Source organism: Rhodococcus sp. EPR-147, assembly GCF_001647185.1.
Classification (GTDB): domain Bacteria; phylum Actinomycetota; class Actinomycetes; order Mycobacteriales; family Mycobacteriaceae; genus Rhodococcoides.
Genome location: NZ_LVCU01000499.1, coordinates 1 through 8,587, shown reverse-complemented (window position 1 = coordinate 8,587; position 8,587 = coordinate 1). Strand labels below are relative to the sequence as shown.

The 8,587-nt window shown below is 65.3% G+C and carries 9 protein-coding genes; 6 read left to right on the top strand and 3 right to left on the bottom strand.

Translation table 11 applies throughout. The annotated features are described in order from the left end of the window. Nucleotides 1-126: 126 nt before the first annotated feature. Nucleotides 127-489: a VanZ family protein gene (locus A2J02_RS21455; RefSeq protein ID WP_068053280.1), complete on the top strand. Its 363-nt coding sequence runs from the start codon at nt 127-129 to the stop codon at nt 487-489. A gap of 153 nt (nt 490-642) precedes the next feature. Continuing rightward, the gene (locus tag A2J02_RS21450; RefSeq protein ID WP_179272068.1) at nt 643-2,142 is read left to right on the top strand and encodes a stealth family protein; all 1,500 of its coding nucleotides are present in this window, start codon (nt 643-645) and stop codon (nt 2,140-2,142) included. Here the strand turns inward: A2J02_RS21450 and A2J02_RS21445 are convergent. Further along, nucleotides 2,139-3,050: a phosphodiesterase gene (locus tag A2J02_RS21445; RefSeq protein ID WP_068053283.1), complete on the bottom strand. Its 912-nt coding sequence runs from the start codon at nt 3,048-3,050 to the stop codon at nt 2,139-2,141. The genes A2J02_RS21450 and A2J02_RS21445 overlap by 4 nt on opposite strands. 158 nt (nt 3,051-3,208) lie before the next feature. Here A2J02_RS21445 and A2J02_RS21440 point away from each other — a divergent pair, with 158 nt between their 5' ends. Next, entirely contained in the window at nt 3,209-4,018 is an 810-nt protein-coding gene (locus tag A2J02_RS21440) for an alpha/beta fold hydrolase (protein WP_068053277.1), read from the top strand. 72 nt (nt 4,019-4,090) lie between these two features. Here the strand turns inward: A2J02_RS21440 and A2J02_RS21435 are convergent, their stop codons facing one another. Together A2J02_RS21435 and A2J02_RS21430 are read right to left on the bottom strand one after the other, a co-directional pair. Next, nucleotides 4,091-5,218: an acyl-CoA dehydrogenase family protein gene (locus tag A2J02_RS21435; protein ID WP_068053274.1), complete on the bottom strand. Its 1,128-nt coding sequence runs from the start codon at nt 5,216-5,218 to the stop codon at nt 4,091-4,093. A gap of 16 nt (nt 5,219-5,234) precedes the next feature. Next, nucleotides 5,235-6,410, bottom strand: coding sequence for an acyl-CoA dehydrogenase family protein (locus tag A2J02_RS21430; protein ID WP_068053271.1), 1,176 nt, complete (start codon nt 6,408-6,410; stop codon nt 5,235-5,237). Between the two features lie 78 nt (nt 6,411-6,488). On the opposite strand from A2J02_RS21430, the gene A2J02_RS21425 reads away from it, so the two are divergent. The 3 genes from A2J02_RS21425 to A2J02_RS21415 all read left to right on the top strand — a co-directional run. Beyond that, entirely contained in the window at nt 6,489-7,043 is a 555-nt protein-coding gene (locus A2J02_RS21425; RefSeq protein ID WP_068053269.1) for a histidine phosphatase family protein, read from the top strand. A gap of 14 nt (nt 7,044-7,057) precedes the next feature. Continuing rightward, nucleotides 7,058-7,540 carry a RidA family protein gene (locus A2J02_RS21420; RefSeq protein WP_068053267.1) on the top strand — a complete coding sequence of 161 codons (483 nt, stop codon included), beginning with the start codon at nt 7,058-7,060 and terminating at the stop codon, nt 7,538-7,540. Between the two features lie 39 nt (nt 7,541-7,579). Beyond that, a partial coding sequence (locus tag A2J02_RS21415) for a transporter substrate-binding domain-containing protein (protein ID WP_068053264.1) occupies nt 7,580-8,587 on the top strand: 1,008 nt, incomplete at its 3' end.

Here is an 8,587-nt window from a genome sequence, read left to right as displayed (position 1 = left end):
CCGGTGTTCGCCGCGGCGGGCGACGGGTTCGAGCAGATCCATGCCGAACACCGCACTCGTACGACGCCCGACGGCGACGAGCGAATCGACACGGTGGTGGTACTGCAGCGCCGGTAAACTCTGGCGGTGTTCTCGCAGTCGACGTATCGAATTCCCCTGGCCGTCACCTTCGTGGTGGCGCTGATCGTGCTGTTCACCCCTGCGTCCGGGGTGCCGTCGGGATTTCAGCACAGCGACAAGATCATTCACTTCCTGTTGTTCGCGGTCCTCGCGTACACCTCCCGCCTGGCCGGAATCGGCTGGGCCGGCACCGCAGCGTGGGTACTGGCATTCGCGGCGATCTCGGAGGTCCTGCAAGCGATTCTGCCGCTGGGACGCTCCGGATCGGTCGCCGACGCTCTCGCCGATGCCGCCGGAGTTGCTGTGGGCCTGGTCGCGGCGAGCCGGGTACTACCGCGGCCCGTCGGAAATGCCGCGGACCTGCACTAGACTGTGCCTGCACCGGGTTTCCCCGGCCTGCGCGCACACTCCGGAAGGAACGCCATCACCTCGTCCTCTGCCCCGCACGATATCTACCTCGTTCCACCGGAGCACGAGACCAATGATGCCGTCACCCGAGAATCCGCAGCGTCCGCGGCACGCCTGAGCGAACGATCCGACGTGGTCAGCCACGACGGCCGCTACGCACTGACGATCACCTCCACCACCCCGCACCAGGCGATGGTCGAGGATCTGCTGTTCGTCCGCGCCGTGCTCGACGCCGCCCGCATCAAGTATTTGCTCGTCCGCGGCAACGACGAACGACCGGTCATCGCCATCGAGCTGGCTGCCCGGGACGCGCTGACCACCGCATTGGTACACGCCTGCCGCGCCGAGCCGTTCTACTCCAAGACCGTCGACGCCCGCGGGAAAGCCGTGCTGGTTGCCGACGGCACACTCTCACCGTCGGCCAACGCCAGGATCGTGCGGCTGTACCGTCCGCGAGTCGAACCGTTCAGCGGGTTGTACTACGGCGCATCGACGGCAGTGCAGATCGAACTGTGGTCGTTCTCGCCGTCCGAGATCGTGCTTCCGATCGAGAATTCGCTGACCCGTCGCAACATTCGGCCCGACGAGGCCGTCCGCGGAACGGTCGAACGCTTCGGACGAACCTGGCCGACCATCGAGAACATGTTCGCCGACCACGCGTCGGACATCAATTTCGACATCGACATCGTGTTCTCCTGGGTCGACGGCTCCTCGGCAGAATTCCAGGCTCAGCGCGCGCGGCGGATGGCGAACTACGTCGTCGGTGAGGGTGACGACTCGGCAGCCCGCTACCGGCAGATCGACGAACTGAAGTACGCGCTGCGGTCGATTCACATGTACGCACCGTGGATCAGGCGCATCTTCGTGGCCACCGACTCGGCGAGGCCTGCATGGCTCGCCGACCACCCCAAGGTGACGTTCGTGCCGAGCGAGGCCTTCTTCGTCGACACATCCGTTCTGCCGACCCACAATTCGCAGGCCGTCGAAAGCCAGCTGCACCACATCCCCGGATTGTCCGAGCACTTCCTGTACTCGAACGACGACATGTTCTTCGGTCGACCGGTCAGTCCGTCGATGTTCTTCTCCCCCGGCGGAATCAGCATGTTCATCGAGGCGACGACCCGAATCGGGTTGGGCTACAGCGACGCCGACCGCAGCGGCTTCGAGAACGCGGCCCGCGTGAACCGTCGAATCCTGCAGAACCGATTCGGAATGACCACAACCCGGCATCTCGAACACGCGGCAACACCGCTGCGGCGCAGCGTGATGCAGGAGATGGAGAACGAATTCCCGGACGAGTTCGCCTCCACCGCGGCGAGCGCGTTCCGGGCGAGCACCAACATCTCGGTGACCAACTCGCTGTACCACTACTACGCCCTGATGAGCGGTCGCGCCGTGGTCCAGAAGGACGCCAAGGTCCGGTACATCGACACCACCACCGTGGCCGGTCTCGACCTGATGGAGAAGCTGCTCCCCAAGCGCTCGGTGGACTTCTTCTGCCTCAACGACGGCAGCTTCCCGGAGGTCGACCTGGACCTGCGCACCCGAACGGTGACACAGTTCCTGGACAAGTACTTCCCCATCGTCGCGCCGTGGGAACGCGAACAGCGTTAGGCGTCGCTGAACGTCTTGCGCCGCGCGCTGTCTGCGATGGTCACTCCCGCTGCATTCAGCCTGCGCGCAGTCTCCTGAGCCGAGACCGGCTCTCCCACAGTGTCGTACGACCCTGTGGGCACCACCGAATGCACGACGGTGTCCTCGTAGACGTGGACCAAGTTGTACCCCTGGGCACCGTCGCGTCCGCGCAAACCGCCTGCGGGCACGTTCAGATCCTGGGTGTAGCAGGTGGCCGACGCCACCGAGACCGGGATACCCGCGAACGTGGCCGTCGTCGAATAGTGCAGGTGCCCAGCAAGAATGGATCGCACATCGGTTCCGCGTAGCACGTCGGCCAGGCGAGGCTGATCGATCAGCTCGACCAGCACGGCGAGATCGAGCACGGTCGGTACCGGCGGATGATGCATCGCTAGAATGGTGCCGAACTCGGCGGGGGTCGCGAGAGTGTCTGCCAGCCAAGCCAATTGCTCGTCGCCGAGCTCGCCGTGGTGCCTGCCCGGGACCGTCGTGTCGAGCGTCACCACACGAAGACCGTCGACGTCGTGGACACGATCGATGGACTGCCCGGTGGGTTCGGCGTCGAGAAGCTTCTGCCGAAACGTCGCCCGGTCGTCGTGATTGCCCATCGCCCAGACGATCTGCGCACCGAGTTCCTCGGCCACCGGCTCGACCAACGCGCGCAATTTCTCGTACGCGCCCGGCTCACCCTTGTCCGTCAGATCCCCCGTGAACACCAATGCGTCGGGCCGCACACCGGAGTTGCGTACGTCGGTCATCACCTGCTCGAGCCGCAAATGACTGTCCACGCCCCCGTACAACCGACCTCCGCCGTCGACGAGATGCGTGTCGCTGATATGCAGCAAGCAGTGATGGGGACGTGGGTACTCGGCCATCCGAGACTTCATCGAACTCTCGCTCACGATCGGACCTACCGTTTCACGTTCACCCGGCCGGGCGAACGCCACTGTTGCAACCCAAGCATACGAGCGTTCACTGAGAAAAAGCTGGTCGGATCTACGCGGTGAACACCGCACCAACATCCGGCGTGTGACAGGTTGAGAGCATGACGAAACCGAAGCTGACCACCCTTCTCGCAACTGCAGGACTGACGGTGGGGTCGATGGTCGGCATCGGCGTCGCGCCCGCTGCCGCGCAGGAGCTGCCGACCGTGGTGCTGGTGCACGGAGCCTTCGCTGACAACACCAGCTGGGACGGCGTAGCCGACAACCTCCGTGGCCGCGGCTACCCGGTGGTGACGGCGGACAACTCGCTGCGCGGACCGGCGTTCGACGCGGCCTCGGTCACCGATGTCGTCGAGAGCATCGACGGGCCGGTGGTACTGGTGGGCCATTCGTACGGCGGCACGGTGATCAGCAACGTGCACGCCGACAACGTGGAAGCGCTGGTCTACGTCGCCGCGTTCATGCCCGTCGAGGGCGAACCCGTCGCCCTGGAACTCGACCCCATCCGATTCCCGGTGACCGCGCTGGTACCGCCGGTGATCGGCCTGTCGATCGTCGACGACTCCTCCAACCTGATCGGCAAGAACGTCGACTCGTACATCACGCCTGCCCTGTTCCGGCCGTTCTTCGCCCCTGATGTCACCGAGGAGCAGTCCGCGCGCATGGTCGCTCACCAGAAGACGATCGCTGCCGGTGCGCTGCTCGAGCCGAGCGGCCCACCGTCCTGGGCGGACACACCGTCGTGGGCGCTGATTCCCCAGCAGGATCAGATCATCCCGGCCTCGGCCGAGCGGTTCATGGCGCAGCGGGCGGGTGCTCGGGTGACCGAGGTGCCGGGTTCGCACGCGATCCTGGTCTCGAACCCCGCAGCCGTGGCCGACCTCGTCGCCGAGGCGGATGCGGGCAGCTGACACCTCACGAAACGACCTCGGGCCCGGCCACCTGTCGACGGTGGCCGGGCCCGAGGAGTGTTAGGACGAGCGTCAGATCCCGATGAGATCGTGATCGGCGACCTTCGCGGCAAGGATGCGTAGGTGCTCGTCGGCACCACCGAGCGTGTGCTCGATGGCCACCAGTCGACTGGTGTAGTGCCCCACCGGATATTCGGCCGTCACGCCGATTCCGCCGTGCAACTGAATGGCCTCCTGGCCGATCTTGCGACCGGACCGCGAGATCTGCAGCTTCGCGCGCGACGCGATGGTCGGGTCTACGTTGCCGTCGGCCAAGGACATCGTGGCGTACAGGCTCATGCTGCGGGCGAGTTCGAGCAGCACGTACATGTCCGCCGCACGGAAGGTGAGTGCCTGGAACTTGGCCAGCGGAACCCCGAACTGCTTGCGCTGCTTGAGGTAATCGGTGGTCAACCGAAGCGCCTCTTCCATCGCACCGATCGCCTCGGCGCAGAGCGCGGCCTGCGCTCGCACCTCGGCACCGGTGATGGCCGCGGCCGCGTTCTCGGCGGTGCCGAGCGGTTCGGCTGCGACGTCGACGAATTCGATCTGCGCGGCGCGCTGACCGTCGTGGGTGGCGTACGACTTGCGCGTGAGCCCGGTCGCGTCGGCGTCGACGACGAACAGTCCTGTTCCACCGGTGGGCAGCGTCGCACTGACAACGATCACGTCTGCGCTACCACCGTGCGGAACCGGGTTCTTCACGCCGTTGATCGACCACGAGCCACCGTCCTCGGTGGCGGTGGTGGCGACCTCGACGTTGGGCCAGCGGCTACCGGATTCGTTGTGCGCGAACGCCAACATCGACGATCCCTCGGCGACGGGCGGCAGGAGCCGCGCGCGCTGATCGGCGCTGCCGAGCTCGGAGATCAACCCGCCGGGGACGAGAACGGCGTCGAGAATCGGCTCCGGTGCGAGCCGTCGTCCGACCTCGGTCATCACGGCCATGATCTCCACCGGACCGGCGTCCATCCCGCCGTCTTCCTCGCTGAACGTCAGACCCAGCAGGCCGACCTCGGCCAACTGCTTCCAGACGTCGGTGCTCCAACCCAGCTCACCGGCAACGATCTTGTTGCGCTTCTCGGTGTCGTAGGCCCGCGAGAGAACCTCACGAGTGGTGTCGCGCAGCAGCTTCTGCTCTTCGTTGAGTTCGAAATCCATGTCTTCAGATGCTCCCTTACAGTCCGAGAATCGCAGAGGCGATGATGGTGCGCTGAACCTCGTTCGAGCCGCCGTAGATCGACACCTTGCGGTAGTTGAGATAACCCGGTACCGAGCGCTGCGCCCAGCCCTCGCTCTCGATGTCCTCGCCCGCCTCGTAGGGCAGTGAGTCCGGCCCGGCAACGTCCATCAGCAATTCGGTGGTGGCCTGCTGCAGTTCCGATCCCCGCAGCTTGAGGATGGACGACGCCGGATTGGGCTTGCCGTCGTCCGAGCTCGACACCATGCGCAGCTGAGTCAGCTCGAGGGCAAGCAGTTCGTTCTCGACCTCGGCCATCTTGGCCGCGAACAGTGGATCCTCGAGCAACGTGCCGGTGCCGACCTTGGTCTGCGCCGCGTGCTTCTTCGCCTGTCCCAGATGGACTTTGGTGTGTCCGGCCCGGGCGACGCCGGTGCGCTCGTTGCCGAGCAGGAACTTGGCGTAGCTCCAGCCCTGGTTCTCCTCGCCGACGAGGTTCTCCGCCGGAACGCGGACGTTGTCGAAGAAGACCTCGTTGACCTCGACACTGCCGTCGATCAGCTTGATGGGACGCATCTCGATGCCGGGAGTGTTCAGGTCGATCAGCAGGAACGAGATGCCGGCCTGCTTCTTCGGCGCGTCCGGGTTGGTGCGCACGAGCGCGAAGATCCAGTCGGCGTACTGGCCGAGCGTGGTCCACGTCTTCTGTCCGTTGACGATGTAGTCGTCACCGTCGCGGATGGCGGTGGTGCGCAACGACGCCAGGTCCGATCCGGCCTCGGGCTCGGAGAAGCCCTGGCACCACCAGATGTCGAGGTTCGCCGTCTTGGGCAGGAATTTCTCCTTGAGCTCCTGCGAGCCGAACGTCGCGATGACCGGGCCGACCATCGAGGCATTGAACGCCAGCGGCTCGGGCACCGACGCCAACTGCATTTCGTCGAGCCAGATGTGACGCTGTACAGCGGTCCAGTCGCGGCCACCGAACTCCGCGGGCCAATGCGGCACCGCCAGGCCGTTCTCGTTGAGGATTCGCATGGTCGTGACCACCTCGTCCTTGCTCAACTCCTGACCCGTCGCACTCTTCTCGCGAATCTCGGCGGGGACCTTCGTGGTGAAGAACGTCCGCATCTCGTCACGGAACGCGGCCTCTTCTTCTGTCAGGGCAAGATTCATCGACAATCCTCCAAGCTCGTTCGCGTATCTTCGTATCGACCGTACTCCCTGGTAACTCTGGGATATTCTCCGCTCACTATGACTCTTCTGGCACTGGTTCGGCACGGTGAAACGAACTGGAATCTGCACGGGCGCCTGCAGGGCTCTTCGGACATTCCTCTCAACGACACCGGGCGAGCTCAGGCCCGCGAGGCCGGCTACGAACTCGAGTACCGGACATGGGACCACCTGGTCAGCTCCCCGCTGATCCGAGCAGCGGAAACCGCAGACATCATCGGCGCGCACCTGGGTCTGACCCGCACCGCCGAGTTCCCCGATCTGGCCGAGCGGCACTTCGGTGACGCCGAGGGCTTCACCGACTGGGACGCGTATTCCCACTGGCCGGACGGCCGGTACCCGGGCTTGGAGCCGCGTTCGAACCTGATCGTGCGTGGCGTGCGCGCCGTCGACGAGATCGCCGCGCGCTACCCGGACTCGGCGGTGATCGCCGTGGCGCACGGCGGCGTCATCCGGGCGATCTTCGACGCGATCCGGCGACGCCACTCCCCGCGCATCCTCAACGCGGGCGTCTCCACCCTCGAACACGACGGTTCGCGCTGGACCGTTCGCACCATCAACGGCATCCCGGTCTGACAGAGTTTTCCTTCATGGAGATCGAACGTCGCATCACCGAACTCGGCTTCACGTTGCCCGGGGAACCGACCGCTCCGCCCGGTTTCGAGTTCTCGTTCGAATGGGTGCGCGTGCGTGGCAACCGAGTCTTCGCCTCGGGCCATTCCCCCTTGGACCGGGACGGCACCCTGGCCGGCCCGTTCGGTGCAGTGCCGTCGCAGGTCGATCTCGATTCGGCCACCGACGCCGCACGCGACACCGCGCTGGCGCTCCTCGGCAGCGTCGCCCGGGCGATCGGCGACCTCGATCGAATCAGCGCGTGGTTGACCGTGACCGGGTCGGTCAACGCCGACCACGGCTTCACTCAGACCACCACGGTCGTCAACGGCTTCTCCGATCTGGTGCTCGCCATCTTCGGTCCGGAGATCGGTGCTCATGCCCGCACCGCACTCGGGGTGGCGGCATTGCCGATGAACAACACCGTCGTGGTGTCAGCGGAACTGGAGATCGACGGGTAGGTTTTGCTCCACTCGTACATACGGCGAAAGCGGGCGCAGATGGTGCGCAGATCGATTCTTGCTCTGGTCGCGATTCTCATCGGCATCCTCGGGTTGTCCGGCTGCAGTTCGTCCTCGCAGTCGTTGCTGGACCGGGTGCAAGACGAGGGCGTACTGGTCGTCGGCACCGAGGGCACCTACAGCCCGTTCAGCTATCAGGGCGCGGACGGACAACTCACCGGATACGACATCGACGTCATCAACGCCGTCGGAGCCGAGTTGGGCGTACGCGTCGACTTCGTGCAGACCCCGTTCGATTCGATCTTCGCCGGACTGCAATCCCAACGCTTCGACCTGATCGCCAACCAGGTCTCGATCACTCCTGCGCGCCAGTCGGCCTACGACCTGTCCACGCCGTACACGGTGTCGGAGGGCCAGATCCTCACCGCCGCAGACGACTCCACCATCACCTCTGTCGCCGACCTGGCCGGCAAGACCACCGCGCAATCGTCGACGAGCAACTGGGCCGAGGTCGCGGCGAACGCAGGCGCGAACGTCGAAGCCGTCGAGGGATTCGTTCAGGCGGTCACTCTCGTCAAGGACGGCCGCGTCGACGCCACCGTCAACGACTCCCTCGCCATCGCCGAATACCTGCAGCAGACCGGCGACACCGGCGTGAAGATCGCAGGCGAGACCGGCGACACGCCGCTGCAATCCTTCGTGGCCCGCAAGGACAGTGGGTTGATGGACGAGGTCGACACCGCCATCGACACGCTGCGCGAGAACGGCACCATCGCCGAGATATCGAACAAGTACTTCGGCAGTGATGTCGCCGCACCGACCGCCGACACCGTGGTTCCGACGAGCGACGACGCAGCGTCGACGGCACCGTCCAAAACGCAGCTCGTTCTCGACAACCTGTGGCCGATGCTCAAAGCCACTGTCACCATGACCATTCCGCTCACCGCCATCAGCTTCGTGGTCGGGCTCGTCATCGCCCTCGCGGTCGCACTGGCCCGGATCTCGTCGATCGCACCGCTCGCCGCGGTCGCCCGGTTCTACGTCTCG